Origin of the sequence: Microbacterium sp. Marseille-Q6648, from assembly GCF_943181415.1 — a bacterium.
GTDB lineage: Bacteria > Actinomycetota > Actinomycetes > Actinomycetales > Microbacteriaceae > Microbacterium.
In genome coordinates this window covers 142,374-160,884 of record NZ_CALPBZ010000002.1, presented here as the reverse complement: position 1 = coordinate 160,884, position 18,511 = coordinate 142,374, and the positions used below count along the sequence as shown (strand labels likewise).

The 18,511-nt window shown below is 72.9% G+C and carries 15 protein-coding genes; 13 read left to right on the top strand and 2 right to left on the bottom strand.

Translation table 11 applies throughout. From position 1 onward, the window contains the following. Window positions 1–71 precede the first annotated feature (71 nt). From NFR93_RS08385 to NFR93_RS08345, 9 genes are all read left to right on the top strand, one after another. The gene (locus NFR93_RS08385) at window positions 72–2,426 is read left to right on the top strand and encodes a beta-xylosidase/alpha-l-arabinosidase (RefSeq protein WP_251451929.1); all 2,355 of its coding nucleotides are present in this window, start codon (window positions 72–74) and stop codon (window positions 2,424–2,426) included. A gap of 76 nt (window positions 2,427–2,502) precedes the next feature. Continuing rightward, complete coding sequence (gene xylA, locus NFR93_RS08380; protein WP_251451926.1) at window positions 2,503–3,699, top strand: xylose isomerase; 1,197 nt, start codon at window positions 2,503–2,505, stop codon at window positions 3,697–3,699. A 130-nt stretch (window positions 3,700–3,829) separates the two neighbouring features. Next, window positions 3,830–5,134, top strand: coding sequence for a xylulokinase (xylB, locus tag NFR93_RS08375; protein WP_251451924.1), 1,305 nt, complete (start codon window positions 3,830–3,832; stop codon window positions 5,132–5,134). Between the two features lie 65 nt (window positions 5,135–5,199). Continuing rightward, window positions 5,200–6,828, top strand: a complete 1,629-nt coding sequence (locus NFR93_RS08370) for a helix-turn-helix domain-containing protein (protein ID WP_251451921.1) — start codon at window positions 5,200–5,202, stop codon at window positions 6,826–6,828. A gap of 134 nt (window positions 6,829–6,962) precedes the next feature. Continuing rightward, window positions 6,963–8,168: a class I SAM-dependent methyltransferase gene (locus tag NFR93_RS08365; protein WP_251451918.1), complete on the top strand. Its 1,206-nt coding sequence runs from the start codon at window positions 6,963–6,965 to the stop codon at window positions 8,166–8,168. 104 nt (window positions 8,169–8,272) lie between these two features. Continuing rightward, window positions 8,273–9,154 carry a transposase gene (locus NFR93_RS08360; protein WP_251451915.1) on the top strand — a complete coding sequence of 294 codons (882 nt, stop codon included), beginning with the start codon at window positions 8,273–8,275 and terminating at the stop codon, window positions 9,152–9,154. A gap of 45 nt (window positions 9,155–9,199) precedes the next feature. After that, the gene (locus tag NFR93_RS08355) at window positions 9,200–9,910 is read left to right on the top strand and encodes a GTP pyrophosphokinase (protein WP_251451913.1); all 711 of its coding nucleotides are present in this window, start codon (window positions 9,200–9,202) and stop codon (window positions 9,908–9,910) included. Window positions 9,911–10,238: 328 nt separating this feature from the next. Further along, the gene (locus NFR93_RS08350; RefSeq protein ID WP_251451911.1) at window positions 10,239–10,730 is read left to right on the top strand and encodes a glutaminase; all 492 of its coding nucleotides are present in this window, start codon (window positions 10,239–10,241) and stop codon (window positions 10,728–10,730) included. A 94-nt stretch (window positions 10,731–10,824) separates the two neighbouring features. Beyond that, window positions 10,825–11,670 carry a TspO/MBR family protein gene (locus NFR93_RS08345; protein ID WP_251451908.1) on the top strand — a complete coding sequence of 282 codons (846 nt, stop codon included), beginning with the start codon at window positions 10,825–10,827 and terminating at the stop codon, window positions 11,668–11,670. Here the strand turns inward: NFR93_RS08345 and NFR93_RS08340 are convergent. Next, window positions 11,597–12,358 (bottom strand): type 1 glutamine amidotransferase family protein, encoded by a 762-nt coding sequence (locus NFR93_RS08340; protein ID WP_251451905.1) that lies wholly within the window; start codon window positions 12,356–12,358, stop codon window positions 11,597–11,599. The genes NFR93_RS08345 and NFR93_RS08340 overlap by 74 nt on opposite strands. A 139-nt stretch (window positions 12,359–12,497) precedes the next feature. Between NFR93_RS08340 and NFR93_RS08335 the strand changes: the two genes are divergently transcribed. The 4 genes from NFR93_RS08335 to NFR93_RS08320 are packed head-to-tail and all read left to right on the top strand — an operon-like array spanning window position 12,498 to window position 17,566. Further along, window positions 12,498–13,115, top strand: coding sequence for an RNA polymerase sigma factor (locus tag NFR93_RS08335; protein WP_251451902.1), 618 nt, complete (start codon window positions 12,498–12,500; stop codon window positions 13,113–13,115). Continuing rightward, window positions 13,105–13,575: a hypothetical protein gene (locus NFR93_RS08330; protein WP_251451899.1), complete on the top strand. Its 471-nt coding sequence runs from the start codon at window positions 13,105–13,107 to the stop codon at window positions 13,573–13,575. Before NFR93_RS08335 ends, NFR93_RS08330 begins: the two co-directional genes overlap by 11 nt. 34 nt (window positions 13,576–13,609) lie before the next feature. Next, window positions 13,610–15,079 (top strand): S8 family peptidase, encoded by a 1,470-nt coding sequence (locus NFR93_RS08325; protein WP_251451896.1) that lies wholly within the window; start codon window positions 13,610–13,612, stop codon window positions 15,077–15,079. A 21-nt stretch (window positions 15,080–15,100) separates the two neighbouring features. After that, on the top strand, window positions 15,101–17,566 hold the full coding sequence (locus tag NFR93_RS08320) for a CHAT domain-containing protein (protein WP_251451894.1): 2,466 nt from the start codon (window positions 15,101–15,103) through the stop codon (window positions 17,564–17,566). Between the two features lie 222 nt (window positions 17,567–17,788). Here the strand turns inward: NFR93_RS08320 and NFR93_RS08315 are convergent, their stop codons facing one another. After that, window positions 17,789–18,409, bottom strand: a complete 621-nt coding sequence (locus tag NFR93_RS08315) for a LysR substrate-binding domain-containing protein (protein ID WP_251451891.1) — start codon at window positions 18,407–18,409, stop codon at window positions 17,789–17,791. Window positions 18,410–18,511: the final 102 nt, after the last annotated feature.

Sequence of the window (18,511 nt, the reverse complement as noted above, 5' to 3'; positions counted from 1 at the left end):
TTTTCCGGCGGTGAATCAATCGTTTGCCGCGGATCAGCGCCCTTGGACCGTCGAACCATCAAAGGTGATCAATGAAAGTTTCGACCGCGCAATGGAGCGCAGACCCCGCCCTCTCCGACGGCGATGACCCGGTCGAGCGACTGGTGTCGGTGCTCACCCTCGAGGAGAAGCTGGCGCAGCTCTACGGGGTGTGGGTCGGCGCGTCGGACGAGGGCGGCGATGTCGCCCCGCACCAGCACGACGTCGAAGAGGTCGTCGATCTCGATCAGCTGCTGCCGCTCGGACTGGGGCAGCTGACCCGCCCCTTCGGGACCCGGCCGGTGGACGCCGCGCTGGGGGCGGTGTCGCTCATGCGCACCCAGGAGCGCATCCGCGCCACCTCGCGCTGGGGGATACCCGCACTCGCGCACGAGGAGTGCCTTGCCGGCTTCGCCGCGTGGGGTGCGACGGCCTACCCGGTGCCGCTGTCGTGGGGCGCCACGTTCGACCCCGGGCTCGTGGAGCGCATGGCCCGCCGCATCGGCGACGACATGCGCTCGGTGGGCGTGCACCAGGGACTCGCCCCGGTCCTGGACGTGGTGCGCGACGCGCGCTGGGGACGCGTCGAAGAGACGATCGGCGAGGATCCGCACCTCGTGGCGACCATCGCCACGGCGTACGTGCGCGGGGTGGAGTCGGCCGGCGTCGTGGCCACCCTCAAGCACTTCGTCGGCTACTCGGCGTCCAAGGGCGGCCGCAACCTCGCTCCCGTGTCGGTGGGGCGGCGAGAGCTGCAGGACGTGCTGCTGCCGCCGTTCGAGATGGCCGTCCGAGAGGCCGGCGTCCGCAGCGTCATGAACTCGTACAGCGATGTCGACGGCGTGCCGGTCGCCGCCGACCGCGCCCTGCTGACCGGGCTCCTGCGGGAGCAGTGGGGGTTCGAGGGCACCGTCGTCGCCGATTACTTCTCGGTCGCCTTCCTGAAGCTGCTGCACGGGGTGGCCGGGACCTGGGCCGAAGCCGCCGGCGCGGCGCTGCGAGCGGGCATCGACGTGGAGCTGCCCACGGTGAAGACCTTCGGCGAGCCCCTGCGGCGCGCGGTCGAGGAGGGGATCCTCCCGCTCGACCTCATCGACACGGCGCTGCGCCGCGTGCTGCGGCAGAAGGCCGAGCTCGGTCTGCTAGATCCGGACTGGTCGCCGGTGCCGCCGGCGCTCGCGGGCGCCGACCTCGCCGATCCCGAGGCGCTGCGCGGGACGATCGACCTCGACCCCCCGGGCAACCGCGCCCTCGCGGCCGAGCTCGCCGAGGCCGCCGTCGTGCTCCTCCGCAACGACGGCACACTGCCGCTCGACCGGCCGGCGTCGATCGCCGTCATCGGCCCGAACGCCGATGACCCCTACGCGATGCTCGGCTGCTACTCGTTCCCCACGCACGTGGTCACGCAGCATCCTGGGGTCGAGATGGGCATCCGGATCCCGACGCTCCTCGAGGCCGTCCGCGCGGAGTTTCCGGACGCGCGCATCGCGCACAGCGCCGGGACGACCGTCGACGGCGGAGAGACCTCGGGGATCGAGGAGGCCGTCCGCATCGCAGCGGCCGCAGACGTGGTGATCCTGGCGCTGGGCGACCGCGCGGGACTGTTCGGACGCGGCACCAGCGGCGAGGGCTGCGACATCGAGACCCTGGCGCTGCCCGGAGCCCAGCAGCAGCTGATCGACGCCGTGCTCGATGCCGGAACACCGGCCGTCGCGGTGATGCTGGCCGGACGCCCGTACGCTCTCGGCCGCGCGAGCGACGAGGCCGCGGGGATCGTCGAGGCGTTCTTCGCCGGCGAAGAGGGCGCGGGTGCGATCGCCGGTGTCCTGAGCGGACGCGTCAACCCGAGCGGGCGACTGCCGGTGAGCGTCCCGGCGACGCCGGGCACCCAGCCCTCGACCTACCTCGCGGCCCGTCTCGCGCAGCGATCGGACGTCTCGAGCATCGACCCCACGCCGGCGTTCCCGTTCGGCCACGGGCTGAGCTACACGAGCTTCACGTGGTCGGACCTGCGCGTCGACCGTGACGAGATCGACACCGACGGCATCGTACGCGCTCGGCTGCGGGTGGCCAACTCCGGGTCTCGCGCCGGCGTCGAGGTGGTGCAGCTCTATCTGCACGACCCCGTCGCGTCGGTCGCGCGCCCGGTGCAGAAGCTCATCGCGTACGCCCGTGTGCCGCTGGCGGCGGGTGCGTCGGCGGACGTCGAGTTCGCGGTCCACGCCGACCTCGCCGTCTACACCGCAGCCTCGGGCGACCGTGTGGTCGAGGCGGGCGAGCTGGTGCTGTCGGCAGGCCGCTCCAGCGGCGATCTCGTCTCGGCGCAGACGGTCCGCCTCGTCGGTCCCACCCGCATCGTGGACCACCGCCGCCACCTCACCGCCGAGGTCGATGTGGTTGCGGTCTGAATCGCCGGATGCCGGTGGACGCAGCATCCGGAATGCTATAGGTTGTTTCCAGCAACAAAACCCGCGAAGGAGCGCCATGCCCACCCCGACCCCCACTCCCGCCGACAAGTTCACGTTCGGCCTCTGGACCATCGGCTACAACGGAACCGACCCGTTCGGCGGCCCGACGCGTCACCCGCTCGACGTCGTGCACGCGGTCGAGAAGCTCGCGGAGCTCGGCGCGTACGGCCTGACCTTCCACGACGACGACCTGTTCGCGTTCGGCTCGACCGACGCCGAGCGGCAGACCCAGATCGACCGCCTGAAGGGCGCGCTCGAGTCGACCGGCCTCAAGGCGCCGATGGTCACGACGAACCTGTTCTCGGCCCCCGTGTTCAAGGACGGCGGGTTCACCTCGAACGACCGCGACGTGCGACGCTTCGCGCTGCGCAAGGTTCTGCGCAACATCGACCTGGCCGCTGAGCTCGGCGCGACGACCTTCGTCATGTGGGGCGGGCGCGAGGGCGCGGAGTACGACGCCGCCAAGGACGTCCGCCAGGCGCTCGAGCGCTACCGCGAGGCGGTCAACCTGCTGGGCGATTACGTGACCGACAAGGGCTACGACATGCGCTTCGCGATCGAGCCGAAGCCGAACGAGCCGCGCGGCGACATCCTGCTGCCCACGGTCGGTCACGCCCTCGCCTTCATCGACTCGCTCGAGCGCCCCGAACTGGTGGGCCTGAACCCCGAGGTCGGCCACGAGCAGATGGCGGGACTGAACTTCGCCGCGGGCATCGCGCAGGCGCTGTACCACGGCAAGCTCTTCCACATCGACCTCAACGGCCAGCGCGGCATCAAGTACGACCAGGACCTCGTGTTCGGTCACGGCGACCTGCACAACGCCTTCGCCCTGGTCGACCTGCTCGAGAACGGCGGCCCGAACGGCGGCCCGGCCTATGACGGTCCCCGTCACTTCGACTACAAGCCCTCGCGCACCGAGGACGAGACGGGCGTGTGGGACTCCGCCGCGGCCAACATGCGCACCTACCTGCTGCTGAAGGAGCGCGCGGCGGCCTTCCGCGCCGACCCCGAGGTGCAGGAGGCGCTCGAGGCGGCCAAGGTGTTCGAGCTGTCGCAGCCGACGCTCGGCGAAGGGGAGTCCTACGACGACCTGCTCGCCGACCGCAGCGCCTACGAGGACTTCGACCCGTCGGTCTACCTGGGCGGCAAGGGCTTCGGCTTCGTGCGCCTGCAGCAGCTGGCCACCGAGCACCTCATGGGCGCCCGCGGCTGACCGACCCGGACCGCGAGAGTACATCTGGCGGACGAGAGGACGGGGCACCCCCACCCTCTCGTCGCGCGGATGTACTCTCGCGGCCAGGAACCGCGGCAAGGAACCGAGAACCGACGACACAGGAGTGGCGATGACGCTGGTGATGGGAGTCGACTCGTCGACGCAGTCGTGCAAGGTCGTCGTCGTGGACACAGCGACGGGGGCCATCGTGCGGCAGGGACGCGCGACGCACCCCGCGGGCACCGAGGTCGATCCGGCGGCGTGGTGGACGGCGCTCGAAGCCGCGATCCAGGATGCCGGTGGCCTCGACGACGTGCGAGCGTGGGCGATCGGGGGTCAGCAGCACGGCATGGTCGTCCTCGACGCCGACGGCCGGGTCATCCGTCCCGCGCTGCTGTGGAACGACACGCGGTCGGCGGGTGCGGCATCCGATCTGATCTCGGAGTTCGGCGCCGGCACGCTCGCCGATCGCACCGGTCTGGTGCCGGTGGCGTCCTTCACGATCACCAAGCTCCGCTGGCTGCGCGACCACGAGCCCGACAGCGCCGCGCGGGTCGCGGCCGTCGCGCTGCCCCACGACTGGCTCACCTGGCGGCTGCGGGGCTTCGGTCCGGCGGGCGAATCCCCGCGCGGTCCGGTGCTCGATGAGCTCATCACCGATCGATCGGATGCTTCGGGCACCGGCTACTGGAATCCCGAGTCCGGTGGCTATGACCGCGAGCTCCTCGCCGCGGCCCTCGGGCACGACGCGGTGCTGCCGCGCGTGCTGGGCCCCGCGGAGTCGGTGACCGACGCCGACGGACGCCGCGTGGGCGGCGGCGCGGGCGACAACGCCGGAGCCGCCCTGGGCCTCGGCGCCGGACCCGGCGACGTCGTGGTGTCGATCGGAACGAGCGGCACCGTCTTCGCCGTCAGCGAGCAGCGCACGATCGACCCGACCGGGACCGTCGCGGGGTTCGCTGATTGCACCGGCCGCTTCCTCCCGCTGGTGGCCACGCTCAACGCCGCCCGCGTGCTGGACGCCGTGGCGCGCCTGCTGGGCGTCGACCACGCCGAGCTCAGCCGGCTGGCCCTGGCCGCCGAGCCGGGCGCCGGCGGGCTCGCGCTCGTGCCCTACTTCGAGGGCGAGCGCACCCCGAACCTGCCGGATGCCACGGCCTCGCTCACCGGGATGACCCTGGCCTCGACCACGCGCGAGAACCTCGCGCGTGCCGCGGTCGAGGGGATGCTGTCGGGTCTCGGCGCGGGCCTGGCCGCCCTCCGCGGTCTGGGCGTGCCGCTCGAGCGGGCTCTGCTCATCGGCGGCGGCGCGCAGTCCGAGGCGGTGCGCGCGATCGCGCCGCAGGTGCTGGGACTGGAGGTCGAGGTGCCGGAGCCGGGCGAGTACGTGGCACTCGGCGCCGCCCGCCAGGCCGCGGCCGTCGCGGACGACTGACCGCCCCCGCCGGAGCCTCCGCGACCGACCCCCGCACCACCCGACCCCCGCGGTAGCATGCCCGCATGACGGACGACAGCGCCGTTCTGGGGCAGGCGCGTGCGGCCTATCGGTCGCACGAGTGGCAGCGCGCGCGCGACGCGTTCGATCGCGCCGCGGTGTCGGCCCCGTTGGACGGGCGCGACCTCCGCGACCTCGCCGCCTGCCATTGGTGGCTCGGCGAAGCCGGCGAGTGCCTCGAGCGCCTCGATGAGGCCTTCCGGCGCTTCCGTGTCGAGGGTGCCGACGAGGATGCCGCGCGCACCGCGCTGCTGATCGCGCTCCTGCGCATCACACGGGCCGACCTCACCGTGGGCCGGGCCTGGCTCGGCCGCGCCCGCCGACTTCTGGAAGCCCTCCCCGACAGGTCACCGCACGCCTACCTCGCCTATCTCGAGACGAGCATGGGCTTCGACGAGACCGGCGACCAGTGGTCCGCGCGGGGCGTGGCCCGCATGGCCGAACTGGCCCGAGAACTCGACGATCCCGCCGTGGGCGCGCTGTCGGCCGTGGTCTCGGGCATGCACGCGGTACGTGCGGGCGACACCGCGGAAGGTTTCGCGCAGTTGGACGAGGCCATGCTGTGCGTCGTCTCGGGCGAGGTCGAGCCGGCCTGGGCGGGCGATGTGCTGTGCACGACCATCCACGCCTGTCACGAGCTGGCCGACTACCGGCGCATGGCCGACTGGACCCGCGCGACGGAGGCGTGGTCGACCCAGTACGGGTCGGATGCCGTCTATGCCGGGGTCTGCCGGGTGCACCGGCTGGAGCTGCGCTCGGCGGCCGGTGACTGGCCGGGTGCGGAGAAGGAGCTGGCCCGCACGTCGGCGCAGCTCGAGGCGAGCGACGCGTGGGTCGCGGGCGCCGGCTGGTATCAGCTCGGCGAGCTGCGACGCCTCCGCGGCGACGCGGACGGCGCGCGCGAGGCCTTCGCGCTGTCCCGCGCGTCGGGCGTCGACCCGGCACCGGGCGAGGCGCTGCTCGAACTCGATTCCGGCCGCCCCGACCGCGCATGGGCGGTGCTCACCGCGGCGCTGGCCGCCCGCGATCGGCTCGGCAGGGTCCGGATGCTGCGCGCCGGCGTCCGCATCGCGCTGGCGCGGGCGGACTCCGCCGCGGCTTCGTCGTTCCTCACCGAGCTCGATGACGCGGCTCGCGTCTACGGCACCGACGGATTCCGGGCGTGGACCGACCACGCGCGCGGCATGTGCGCACTCCACCGCGCCGACCCAGAGGCGGCGTCGGCGGCGCTGCACTCCGCTCTCGACCGCTTCCGCAGGCTGGGCCAGCGGTGGGAGCAGGCGCACGTGCTGGCCTGGATCGCCGCCGCGCACGATGCCCTCGGCGAGCCCCACTCGGCCGCTCAGGTGCGGGCCGAGGCGGCCGCCATCCTCGGCGGTCTCGGCGCCCACCCGATCGAGGTCGTGCTGCCCCCTGCCGCTGAACCCGCCGGCCCTCTCACGGCGCGCGAGAACGAGATCCTCGCGCTCGTCGCGCAGGGCCTGTCGAACCGGGCCATGGCGGACCGGCTGTTCATCAGCGAGAAGACGGTCGGGCGGCACCTCGCCAACGTGTACCTCAAGCTGGGCGTCTCTTCGCGCACGGCCGCGGCGGCGTGGTGGCACGAGCAGGCCGCCGGGGGCGGCATCCGCTGACGGTCGTCTCGTCGTTCCTGCACCGAATCATGCAGAAACCGCCGCAAGATGCACGATTCGTCGGACGCGGTCGAGGGGCGGCGATTCCTAACGTCGAAGACGGCGACACCGTCGCTTCGACCCAAGGAGAACCCATGTCAACCCTCACCATCACCACCGACGCCCAGGCCGCCGACGCGACTCCACTCGACCCTGCGCCACTCGACGAGACGCCATCCGTCGATGCGGTCGCCGAGCGGATCATGTCGGCCGCGCTGGGATGGATCGACCTCATGTCCATCCACGTCGGCTCGCAGCTCGGCTGGTACCGGGCGCTCGCCGCGTCCGGCGCGCAGGGGCTCACCGCCGACGAGCTCGCCGCCGTCACGGCATCCAGTCCCCGCTATGCGCGGGAGTGGCTCGAGCAGCAGGCGGCGAGCGGTCTGCTCGGCGTCGCATCCGACGGCAGCGACGAGAGCGGTGCCGGTGAGAGCAGTACCGGCGACAGCGGTGCCGAGGACCATGCCGACGAGATCGGGTCCGGCCGGCGCTTCCGTCTCGATCGCGCCACGGCGGAGGTGCTGGCCGACGGCGCGAGCCTGTCGTTCCTCGAGCCCCTCGCGCGTATGCTCGCCGCCTCGGGCGAACGCATGCCCGAGATCATCGACGCCTACCGCACCGGCGGCGGCGTGAGCTGGGAGCGGCTCGGCGTGCACGCCCGAGAAGCGCAGGCCGAGATGAACCGGCCCTGGTTCGAGCGGATGCCGGGCGTCCTGGCCGATGTGCCCGGTGTCCACGACGTGCTCTCACGACCCGGTGCCCGCATCGCCGACGTCGGCGCGGGCGCCGGCTGGTCGTCGATCGAGCTCGCCCACGCCCACCCGCAGCTCCGCGTGGAGGGGTTCGACATCGACGAGCCGTCCGTGCGCCTCGCCCGTGAGAACGCCCGCGCCGCCGGTGTCGCCGACCGGGTGACCTTCCACCTCGAGGACGCCGCGCGTCTGGCCGACCACGGGCCCTTCGACGCCGTGTTCGCGTTCGAGTGCCTCCACGACATGCCGCACCCGGTCACGGTCCTCGCCGCGGCCCGCGCCGCGGTGATCCCGGGCGGTCCGGTCATCGTCATGGACGAAGCGACGGCGGAGCAGTTCAGCCCTGACGCCGACGAGCTGGAACGTCTGCTCTACGGGTTCAGCCTGTTCGTGTGCCTGCCCGACGGACTGAGCCACCCGCCCAGCGTCGGCACCGGCACGGTCATGCGCCCGAGCACGCTGCGCTCGTACGCGCGCGAAGCCGGCTGGACCGATGTCGAGGTCGTGGTCCCCGAGTTCGGGCTGTGGCGCTTCTACCGCCTGCACTGACCGTGACGACGGCGCCGGCGCCTCACGTCCCGCAGCGGCGGCGACGAGGGGCGCCGGCGGTGCGGGTCTGCCGCTCGGCCGGGTCGGGGCGGCAGAATGGGCGGATGCCGCAACCGACCGACGGTGATGGAGCTGCCGCCGCCGAAGCCGACCCCGACGGCGCCGACCTCGACGCCGTCGCCGACGACCTCTACGGGCTGCCGCCCGCGGAGTTCACCGGGGCACGGAATGCGCGCGCCGCGGCATCCCGCCCGCCTCTGTCGAAGCGGATCGCCGCACTCCGCAAACCCGTGGCGGCGGCATTCGCGGTCAACCTGCTCGCCCGCGACGGTCAGCTCGGCGAGGCGTTGGAGCTGTCGGCCGCGCTCCGCGAAGCGCAGGACGACCTCGATGCCGCCGAGCTGTCGCGTCTTGGCGGCCAACGGCGCGCTCTCGTGGGCGCCCTCGCCGCGCGCGCAGCCGACCTGGCCGCGTCGCAGGGGGTCGCCGTGAGCGCCGCGACGAAGGATGCGATAGCCAAGACCATCAACGCCGCGGTCATGGATGCCGGCGCGGCGGCCGCGGTGATGACCGGGCGGTTGGTGGCCCCACTCGAGGCGGGGGCGTTCGAGCCCGCCGACCTCGACGCGGCCGTGGGCGGCTCGGTTCCGGGGATCGTGGCGCCGCCGCCGCGGGACGACCTCGCGCAGCGTCGCGCGCGCCGGGCGGCGGAGAAGGCCGCACGCGAGGCCGACCGTGCGGCGAGTGAGGCCGAGCGCGAAGCCGCTCGTGCCGGCGCCGCCCGCGCGAGCGCCCAGGAGCGCGTCGATCACCTCGACGAACGCGCGGCCGAGCTGCGGCGCGACCTGGACCGCGTCGAGGCGGACGCCGAGTCCGCCCGGCAGAAGCTGGCCGATCTCGACCGGCGGGCGTCGGCCGCGGCATCCCGTGCAGGAGAGGCCCGTCGTCAGGCCGACGCGGCACAGCGCAACGTCCCCGAGGAGTGACCGGTTCTCAGGGCTCTCGTAGCCGCGTTCCGTAACGTGCCGGGCATGGCGACCTCCGCGCCCCTGGCGCACGCGGCGAGCAGCGACGATTCGATCACCCTCTCGGCCTCGCAGCTGCGGACGATGCGGGACGACATGCAGCGGTTCCTGCTCGAGTACCGCTTCGGCATGCAGGAGATCGAGACGAAGATCGCGATCCTGCGCGACGAGTTCCTCCTCACCCACGACTACAACCCGATCGAGCACGTCACGAGCAGGCTGAAGTCCACCGACAGCCTGATCGACAAGGTGCAGCGCAAAGGGGTCGAGCCCGACTTCGCGTCGATCCGCCGGCACATCACCGACATCGCCGGGGTGCGCCTCACCTGCAGCTTCACCACGGACGTGTACCGCCTCTTCGACCTCCTCACCGAGCAGGACGACGTCCGCGTGCTCGAGGTGAAGGACTACATCGCCGAGCCCAAGGCCAACGGGTACAAGAGCCTGCACGCCATCCTCGAGGTCCCGGTGTTCCTGTCGACCGGCCGGATCGCCGTGCCCGTCGAGGTGCAGTTCCGGACGATCGCGATGGACTTCTGGGCGAGCCTCGAGCACAAGATCTACTACAAGTTCGACACGAGGGTTCCGCCCGAGCTGCTGGCCAGCCTGAAAGACGCCGCCGACACCGCGGCCGAACTCGACGAGCGGATGCTGCGGCTGCACCGCGCGATCCGCGGCCCCGCTCCGCGTGGGAACGGCCAGGTCGTCGAACTCTGACGGCTCGCGTGGCGGGGCGGGGCGCGGGTCGGGGCGCGGGCTCCGCAGCTCGTGGTTCCGTGAGCCGTCAGTTCTGTCGGGTTCGGGGCGCGGCATCCGACACGCGTGACGGCTCGCGCTCGAGTTCGCGCCCGCCCGGCCCTGCGGGCGGTGCGGCGGTCTGTGAGCCGTCAGTTCTGTCGGGTTCGGGGTGCGGCATCCGACACACATGACGGCTCGCGTTCGACCTGCCCGCGACCTCCCGCCACGGAGACCGGCGCTAGCCTGAGCGGGTGAACCCGACCGCACCCGCGACAGCGCCCGCGCCCGCGCCCGCGGTGGAGGGCGTGTGACGACGACCGCGGCCCTCTTCGACGCCGCACGTGCAGAGCTGGCCGGCGCCCCGCGTGAGGCCCTCGGCCGCGTCGTCACGCCGCGGCGCGTCCTCGGCATCGCCAGGGCGTCCCGCATCGTCCCGGCCGGGACCGCTTGGCATCTCGGTGTGCTGCTTCTCACCGACGACGCGGTGCTCGCCACCGGCGAGATCGTGCGTGCCCGGCGAGAGGCGCGGCGCGGATACGCCGCGCAGTCCCAGCGCGACCGCGCGGAACGGGCCGCGGCGGCGCACCGGGGCGGGTTCGACGAAGGCGCGGTCGTGCACGTCGGGTGGCGGATGCTGGATCCCGAGGTCCTCGCCGACGGTGGCGCGTCGGGGCCGCTCGCCTCGGTGGGCGGTGTGCCGTCGGTCCGCTGGAGTGCCGCGGGAGGCTATCGTCCCCTCGACGGGTACCTCGCCGAGCGCATCGAGCTGCTGCGGAATCCGCCGCCCGGCGCGTCCTGAATCCGTCGCCCGGGGCATCCTGAATCCGTTGCCAGTTCGATGACGCCGTGTCAAGCGGGTGCAGGTGCACCGCGACGGTCGTAGGTTCGTCATCATGAACGGTGAACCGCGTGACGTCGTCCGCCAGATCGGTGTCATCGCGGCGGCGTGCTTCATGCTCATCGCCGCAATGGTCGGAACGGGCCTGTTCGGGGGCACTCCCGTGCAGGATCTGCAGGACGGAGCCCTCGACGCCGACGGGTCGTACCTCGCTCCGGCGACGCAGGCGTTCTCGATCTGGTCGGTCATCTACCTCGGACTGATCGCCTATACCGTGTGGCAGGCGCTGCCCGGGCAGCGCACGGATGAGCGTCAGCGGGCGCTCGGCCCGTGGATCGCGGCGACCATGGTGCTCAACGGCCTGTGGCTGGTGACGGCGCAGTTCCTGACGCTGCCGCTGACCGTGCTGATGATCGTCGTGCTGCTGATCGCGCTCGCCCTGACCTTCCGCCGGGCGGTCGTCGTGGCGCCCCCGCGCGGCTGGGTGGGACGCATCCTCATCGACGGCGTGACCGGTCTGCACCTCGGGTGGGTGACGCTGGCCACGGTGGCGAACACCACTGCGTGGCTGACGCAGATCGGCGATCCGTCGTGGGCGGACGCCGCCGACCTGTGGGGCGTCGCGGTGCTCGCCGTCGTCGCGGTGATCGGAGTCTCCATCGCTGCAGTGTCGGGACGGCTGGCGCCCACGCTGGCGCTGACGTGGGGCCTGTCGTGGCTGGCCGTCGGCCGATTGGCCGACGAGCCGCCGAGCGCCGTGATCGGAGCCACCGCCATCGTGGTGGCCCTGGTGATCCTCGTCGCCGGCGTGGTCTTCTGGCTGCGGTCTACGCGGGAAGGTCGCTCGGGGAAGGGCCGAATCGGCGCGCGAACCGCCGTAGGAGCTCCTGCGGCTCGTTGACGGGTGCCGCGCGCACGCGGTCCGCGACCTCGTCGAACGCCGAGGCGTCGAAGTAGCCGTCGTTGCGGTACACCGTCATGCGCGCCACGAACGCCTCGGGCGTCGGCTCGGGGTGGAACTGCGTGGTGTACAGGCGGTCGCCGATCCGGTACGCCTGGACCGGGCACCCGCTGCCGGAGGCCAGCTGCACCGCGCCCGGAGGCAGGACTCCCGTCCCCTCCTTGTGCGCGGTGAGCGCCTTGAAGCGCGGCGCGAGCTCGCCGAAGAGGGGGTCGCGGGTTCCCGCGGACGTGAGGGCCACGGTCACCGGACCGGTGTCTTCGGGGAAGGCGCGGCTGACTTCGCCCCCCAGCATCCGGGTCACCACGCCGATTCCGAAGCACGTGAACATCGCCGCGGGTCCGTCTCCCGAGGCGATGCCGGCGGCGATCCGCTCGAGCCCCGCTTCGACTCCGCGCTGAGCGTCGGTCTTGGTCGATTCCGGATCCGTGACGTTGAAGGGGCTCCCGCCCACGACGATGCCGCTGTGGCGATCGAGAACGTCCCCGGGGAGCGGCTCGCGCACCAGGTCGAGGCGGTCCAGCTGCGACGTCGCCAGCCCCATCGCCTGACGGAAGGACTCGTACTCGGCGTGCGCGGCGTCCTGCTGCGGCCGCGCGCAGACGTAGAGCAGCGGAGCGGTCGTCATGCCGAAGATTCTAGGCCGCGCCCGGCGACGTGCCGGCGGCGGCCGACGTCGTTCGTCATCGGATGCCGCGAACGGCGGCCGCGCGATGTATCACGGGCCCCCTATCGCACTCTGTATCGGTGTGGACACAATGGGCGTCATGACGCATGCGCAACCCGACGCGCCCGTCGAAGGAGCCGAGCCGCCGCGCTGGGAGCGAGCGGCCGCGCTGTTCGTGCGCTGGCGCGAGGGCGACGCGCGCGCCATGGATGACCTGGTGCGGCTGATGACTCCGCCGCTGTGGCACGTCGTGCGCTCCTACGGCCTCGACCACGCCCTCGCCCAAGACGTCGTGCAGACGACGTGGCTGACGCTCGTTCGTCGCCACGCGTCGATCGTGGACGCCCAGGCGGTGTCGGGGTGGCTGACCATGTGCGCGAGGCGCGAGGCATGGCGCGTCGGCAAGCTGCAGCGCCGCGCCGACCCCGCCGAGACGGCGACCCTCGAACCGCACCTTCCCGTCCACGAATCCGCCGAGCAGACCGCCGCCCACGACGACGAGACCCGTCGGCTGTGGGATGCGGTGGGGACGCTCGACGACCGCTGCCGGCGGCTGCTGCGCATCGTCGCGTTCGAGGAACGCCCCGATTACGCCCGCATCGCCGCGGACCTGTCGATGCCGGTGGGCTCCATCGGCCCGACGAGGCAGCGCTGTCTGGGAAAGCTCCGCACCGCTCTGGCCGGTGCCGGGTGGAGGGAGGACGACCATGGTGGATGAAGACTCCGCCGCCGACGCGGCCCTGTTCGCACGGCTGCGCGCGGTGTGGGAGCGGGTCGATCCGGTACCGGCCGATCTGGTCGACCGGATGGTCGCTGCTGTCGCCGTGGAGGATCTGTCGCGCGAGTACGCGCTGCTCACCCTCGTCGAAGGGTCGGCGCTCGCCGCCGTCCGCGGTGAGACCGATACGGCCACGCTGCAGTTCAGCGACGGGCAGACCACCGTGCTGCTGCACGTGACGGCGACCGAGGGCGGGGGACGCCGTATCGACGGCTGGTCCGACGCCGAGGCCCTCGCCGTGCGGGTCGTGCAGGGAGAACGCGAATGGTCGGCCGATCCGAGTGAGCACGGCCGGTTCGCCTTCGAGGATGTTCCGCCCGGCGTCTCGCGGCTGCGGATCGTCGTCCGCGACGCCGGCGGCGAGCTGAAGGACTTCCAGACGCCGCAGTTCGAGGTGTGACCGGCGAGACGGATCGCCAGAAGAGGGGAATCGCATGGGCTGGCAGGACAGCGAGACACTGCGGATCGCGGAGCTCGATCCGGCGGGGGAGCCGAAGGGGACGGTCTTCCCCACCCTTTACGTCGCCGACGAGCTTCTCGTGGACACCGAGCGACGCACCGTGAACGACCTCGGCGACATCGAAGAGCTCGCGAGGGCGGCCGGCTGGCAGCTGGAGTTCCCGGGGCTCTCGGACCCTCTGCCGGAGTGGAGCGAGCGGACGACGGGGGCGGCGCAGTCGGTGCGGGTGAGGATCACCACCGCCCCCGACCGCACGCGGCCGGCCACGACGCCGGACGCGTGGCAGATCCTGCGCCAGGCGCGGCTCAACGGCGACGGTGTGAGCCTGAACCACGTGATCAGCACGGACTCGATGGGCCTCAACCCGTTCAAGGCGAATCCGTTCAAAGCGAACCCGTTCAAGGCGAATCCGTTCAAAGCGAACCCGTTCAAGGCGAACCCGTTCAAGGCGAACCCCTTCAAGGCCAACGCCGCCGGAGTGGGCATCGACAGCTATGCCGCCCTCGGGTTCGGCGGGAGGCAGCCGGTGACCTACGTGGGACCCGAGCCCCGCAGGTCGTCGGCGAAGGATCGTCCGGTGGTGGCGATCCTCGACACCGGGTGCGGCACCCATCCGTGGTTCCGCGGCGACGTCCTGGTGCCTCCGTACCTCGACGGGGGCGAGCCGATCGGGCTGGATGACCCCGCCACCGACCCCGAGCGGCATCCCACGCTCGGTCAGCCGCTGGACGGACTCCTCGACGATGCGGCCGGCCACGGCACGTTCATCGCCGGTCTCATCCGGCAGGAGTGCCCCGACGCGCGCATCCTCCCGATCCGCATCGCAGACGGCGAGGGCATCATCCTCGAAAGCGAAGTGATCGCCGCCCTCGGGCGCCTCCTGCAGTTCATGGCGAAGACTCCGGTCGCGGTGCTCAACCTGTCGTTCGGCTTCTTCCACGAGACCCCCGGCGAGGCGCAGACGCTGTCGGAGATCGGGCGGCTGCTCGAGAGGATCCGGGGGACGGAGTGCGTCGTCGTCTGCTCGGCGGGCAACGAGGCCACCGATCGTCCGGCGGCGCCGGCTTCGCTGGCTCCCGATGATCCGGGACACCTGGCGGTGGGGGCGCTCAACCCCTCGGGCACATCGGTGGCGATGTTCTCGAACGTCGGCGACTGGGTGGATGTCTACGCGCCGGGCGTATCGCTCGTCTCGACCGTGCCGGTGTCGTTCGAGGGGAGCGTGCAGGCCGGGATGCGGGACGACCGGTTCCACCGTCGTCGCGAGACTCTGGACGCCGACGATTTCGGCGGGGGCTTCGCGGTGTGGAGCGGCACGTCGTTCGCGGCGCCCGTGGTCGCGGGGAGGATCGCGCGGATGCGCGGCGAAGGCCTCGTGTGGGACGAGGCGGTGTCGCGCGTGCGAGAGGACCTCGCGCAGGCGGACCACTCGCGTCAGGAGTGAGCGGCGGGCCATGCTGAGGGGATGACGCTTTCGGCGACGGAGCTGTACAAGCGCGGACGGGGCCATCTGAACGCCGGCCGGAACGCGGCCGCGCGCCGGCTCCTGCAGCTCGCGGCCGACCGGTCGTCCGACGCGGACCTGAGCGCGCGCATCACCGGATCGCTCGCCGCGCTCGTCATCCGGCAGGGGGACCCCGCGACAGCGGAGCAGATGTGTCTGCAGGCCCTCCGGCACCGGGGGCTGTCGCCGGCCACATCGGCGATGCTCGAAGGACAGCTCGGGCTGCTCGCCCTCGAGCGCGGCGACCTCGCCGCCGCCGTCGCCCGGTTCGACCGGGGGATCGCGCGCATCGGCGACGACCGCGAGCACCGCACGCCCATGCTCATCAACCGCAGCGTCGCGCACATGCAGGCCGGCCACTTCGCCGCCGCCCGCGCCGATCTCGAGCGCGCAGCCGCCGATTACGCCGCCGCGGGCGACGAGGTCGAGCGGGCGATGGCGGTCCACAACGCCGGCTACGTGTCGCTGCTCGAGGGCGACCTCGTGCGTGCTCTCGAGGCGATGGCCGAGGCGCGCGGTGTCATGGAGCACGCCTCGGCCGTCAACGTCGCCATCTGCGATCTCGACCGCGCCGAGGTGCTGCGCGATGCCGGGCTCACCACCGAGGCCGAGCGCGCTCTGGAGCGCGTGGCGCGCGTTTTCGGCGCCCACCGCATGCAGCAGGCGCGCGGCGAGGCCGAGCTGCACCTGGCCCGCTCCCTCCTCGCCCACGACCCCGCGGCCGCGGCGCGGACCGCGGCCGCCGCCGCACGCCGGTTCCGCACGGTCGACAGCGAGGCGTGGGCCGCGCGCGCGGACGGCGTCCGGGTGCGCGCGCAGCTCGCCGACGGCGTCGTCGACCGCGACGGACTCCCGGCGCCCACGGCACGGCGACTGCCGCCCGCCGACGAGATCGTCCAGGTGGCGGCGTCCCTGCGCGCGCGCGGCTTCGCCGCCGATGCGATCGCCGTGGAGCTGGCAGGGCGCCTGCGCGGTGTGCTGCCCGCCCGCGCGCCCCGGCTTCCCCGCGACGCGCCGATCGACGTACGGCTCCTCGCCCATCGCGTGCGGGTGCGGGATGCCCTCGCGACCGGACGCGAGGCCCCGGCGCGGCGCCGCGCAGCCGAGGGGCTCGACGAGCTGGCCCGGTGGCAGGTCAGCGCAGCCAGCCTCGACCTGCAGAGCGCCGTGGTCATGCACGGGCGGCCGCTCATGATGGCGGGGCTGTCCTCGGCGCTGCGCGCCGGGCGCCCCGAGGTGCTCTTCGAATGGTCCGAGCGGGCCCGTCACTTCAGTCAGCGGGTGGTGCCCGTGCGTCCCTCGCCGGACTCGGCCGCCGCGGCCGACCTGGCGGAGCTGCGTGCCCTGCGCGCCGACGCCGGCGACGCGGACTGGCTCGCGAGCCCCCGGGCGGTCGAGCTGCACGACCGCCTGCGACGCCGGCAGTGGAGCGACACCGGGGGAGGAGGCGTCGAGGAGCATGCCTCGATGGATGCCGTCGCGGCCGCCCTCGACGACGACACCGCGGTGCTCAGCTACGTCTGGAGCGCCGAGCGCGTCGCATGCGTCGTCGTCACCGCGCGGGGCGCGCAGGTGCACGACATCCCCCACTGGCCGCTCGTGCGCTCCGCCTCGGCGGGGCTGCGGGCGGACCTGGACGTCAGCGCCGCCGTGCGCACCGGTCCCCTCGCCCGTGTCGTGCAGGACTCCCTCGACGCCCGGCTGCAGACCCTCTCTCGCGCCCTGGTCGAGCCGGCGCTCGCGGGAACCGACGCGCGCCGGCTCGTCATCACCGCTCCCGGGGTGCTCAACGGCATGCCGTGGGGGATGCTGCCGGCCCTGCGCGGCCGCGTGTTCACCCTCGCCGTCTCGGCGACGAGGTGGGTGGCGCTGCGGGCGGGCACCGCCGCCGCCGCCCGCGCGGGGTTCGCCGTCGGACCGCGGGTATCACGCGGGCGGGAGGAGATCGAGCGGGCCGCGCGGTCGTGGCCGGCGGCGACGGTGCTCGACGACGCCGACGCCCGGGTCGACGCGGTGACCCGCCTCGCCGGCGAGGTGGACGTCCTGCACATCGCGGCCCACGGCCGGCACGCGGTGGACAACCCGCTGTTCTCGGGCCTCGAGCTGGCCGACGGCGCCCTCTTCGGCTACGACATCGACCGCATCCCGACCGTGCCGGACACGGTCGTGCTGTCGGCGTGCGAAGTCGGCCGTTCGTCGGTGAGATGGGGCGAGGAGGCGATCGGCATGACGCGCGTCTGGCTCCACGCGGGCACCCGCTGCGTGGTGGCCGCCCCGGTCGTCGTCGCCGACGACGCTGCGTGCGAGCTGCTGGGGGCGATGCACGCGGAGCTCGCCGCGGGTCTCGCGCCCGCCGAAGCGCTCGCCGCGGCATCCGCTCGAACCGGCATCATCGCGCCCTTCCAGTCCCACGGGGCGGGGTTCTGACGAACCGGAAGAACTTCTCCGCGGTCGATGTATCAGGGCGCCGGTACGGGGCTCCTTCACTTCGGAACGACCCACGCAGCTCGGAGGTGGGGTCCCCGGGCACTGGGGGCACCGACGACCGCTGGGGGTGCGAAGAACGCGCGGTCGTCGCGGGTCGTTCCGGGGGATGTCGCAGAGACCCAGGTCGGCGACATCCCTCTTCTTCGTGCGGGCGGGTTGCGGTCAGTCGCGCGAGGAGTTGGCCGTGCGTCCCCGCACGATGCCGATGAATGTCTCGACGAAGGGCGACGGGTCATGGACAGGCCAGGCCAAGGCCACCGTCGAGACCGGGCCGTCCGCCAGGGGACGGTATTCGACGTCCTTGCGGCGGTGCAGGCGTGCGAGCGACATCGGCACGATGACGACCCCGACGCCGGCGGCGACGGTCGCGATGGCCTCGGCGGTGTCGGCCGGGACGCCGAAGGCGGGTGGGACGGCGCCGGGGACGATCACGCCGAGGACGTCGTCGCGCGGGGTCAGCACGATCTCGCCCGCCAGGTCGGCGAGGGAGAGCTCGTCCGCCGCGGTGAGGTGAGACTCGGCGGCGGCGACCACGACCGGCATCTCGTCGTAGAGGCGGATGACGTGGACGTCATCCGCCTCCAGGGGCAGGCGCACCAGGGCCGCGTCGACCGTCCGTTCCGCGAGCGCGTGCAGCTGTTCCGCCACCGCGAGAGGTTCGAGGACCAGATCGACGCCCGGCATCCGCTCCTGCCACACGTCGATCCACTTGCCGGGGGTGGCGCCGGGGATGGCGCCCAGGCGGAAGGGCCGGGGGAAGGGGCGATGACGGCGCTGGCGCATCGGGTGCCGTGCGCGAGCGAGGACGGGAGGGCTTCGAGGCCCCGGTCTTCGGGGTCGAGCCGCGACCGGCCGTGCGCCCCGCGCCGCCCGGACGCCCCGGTC

Excerpts from the sequence above, each read along its gene's own strand:
- NFR93_RS08385 (WP_251451929.1), top strand. The coding sequence starts at position 72 with ATGAAAGTTTCGACCGCGCAATGGAGCGCAGACCCCGCCCTCTCCGAC.
- xylA (WP_251451926.1), top strand. The coding sequence starts at position 2,503 with ATGCCCACCCCGACCCCCACTCCCGCCGACAAGTTCACGTTCGGCCTC.
- xylB (WP_251451924.1), top strand. The coding sequence starts at position 3,830 with ATGACGCTGGTGATGGGAGTCGACTCGTCGACGCAGTCGTGCAAGGTC.
- NFR93_RS08370 (WP_251451921.1), top strand. The coding sequence starts at position 5,200 with ATGACGGACGACAGCGCCGTTCTGGGGCAGGCGCGTGCGGCCTATCGG.
- NFR93_RS08365 (WP_251451918.1), top strand. The coding sequence starts at position 6,963 with ATGTCAACCCTCACCATCACCACCGACGCCCAGGCCGCCGACGCGACT.
- NFR93_RS08360 (WP_251451915.1), top strand. The coding sequence starts at position 8,273 with ATGCCGCAACCGACCGACGGTGATGGAGCTGCCGCCGCCGAAGCCGAC.
- NFR93_RS08355 (WP_251451913.1), top strand. The coding sequence starts at position 9,200 with ATGGCGACCTCCGCGCCCCTGGCGCACGCGGCGAGCAGCGACGATTCG.
- NFR93_RS08345 (WP_251451908.1), top strand. The coding sequence starts at position 10,825 with ATGAACGGTGAACCGCGTGACGTCGTCCGCCAGATCGGTGTCATCGCG.
- NFR93_RS08340 (WP_251451905.1), bottom strand. The coding sequence starts at position 12,358 with ATGACGACCGCTCCGCTGCTCTACGTCTGCGCGCGGCCGCAGCAGGAC.
- NFR93_RS08335 (WP_251451902.1), top strand. The coding sequence starts at position 12,498 with ATGACGCATGCGCAACCCGACGCGCCCGTCGAAGGAGCCGAGCCGCCG.
- NFR93_RS08330 (WP_251451899.1), top strand. The coding sequence starts at position 13,105 with ATGGTGGATGAAGACTCCGCCGCCGACGCGGCCCTGTTCGCACGGCTG.
- NFR93_RS08325 (WP_251451896.1), top strand. The coding sequence starts at position 13,610 with ATGGGCTGGCAGGACAGCGAGACACTGCGGATCGCGGAGCTCGATCCG.
- NFR93_RS08320 (WP_251451894.1), top strand. The coding sequence starts at position 15,101 with ATGACGCTTTCGGCGACGGAGCTGTACAAGCGCGGACGGGGCCATCTG.
- NFR93_RS08315 (WP_251451891.1), bottom strand. The coding sequence starts at position 18,409 with ATGCGCCAGCGCCGTCATCGCCCCTTCCCCCGGCCCTTCCGCCTGGGC.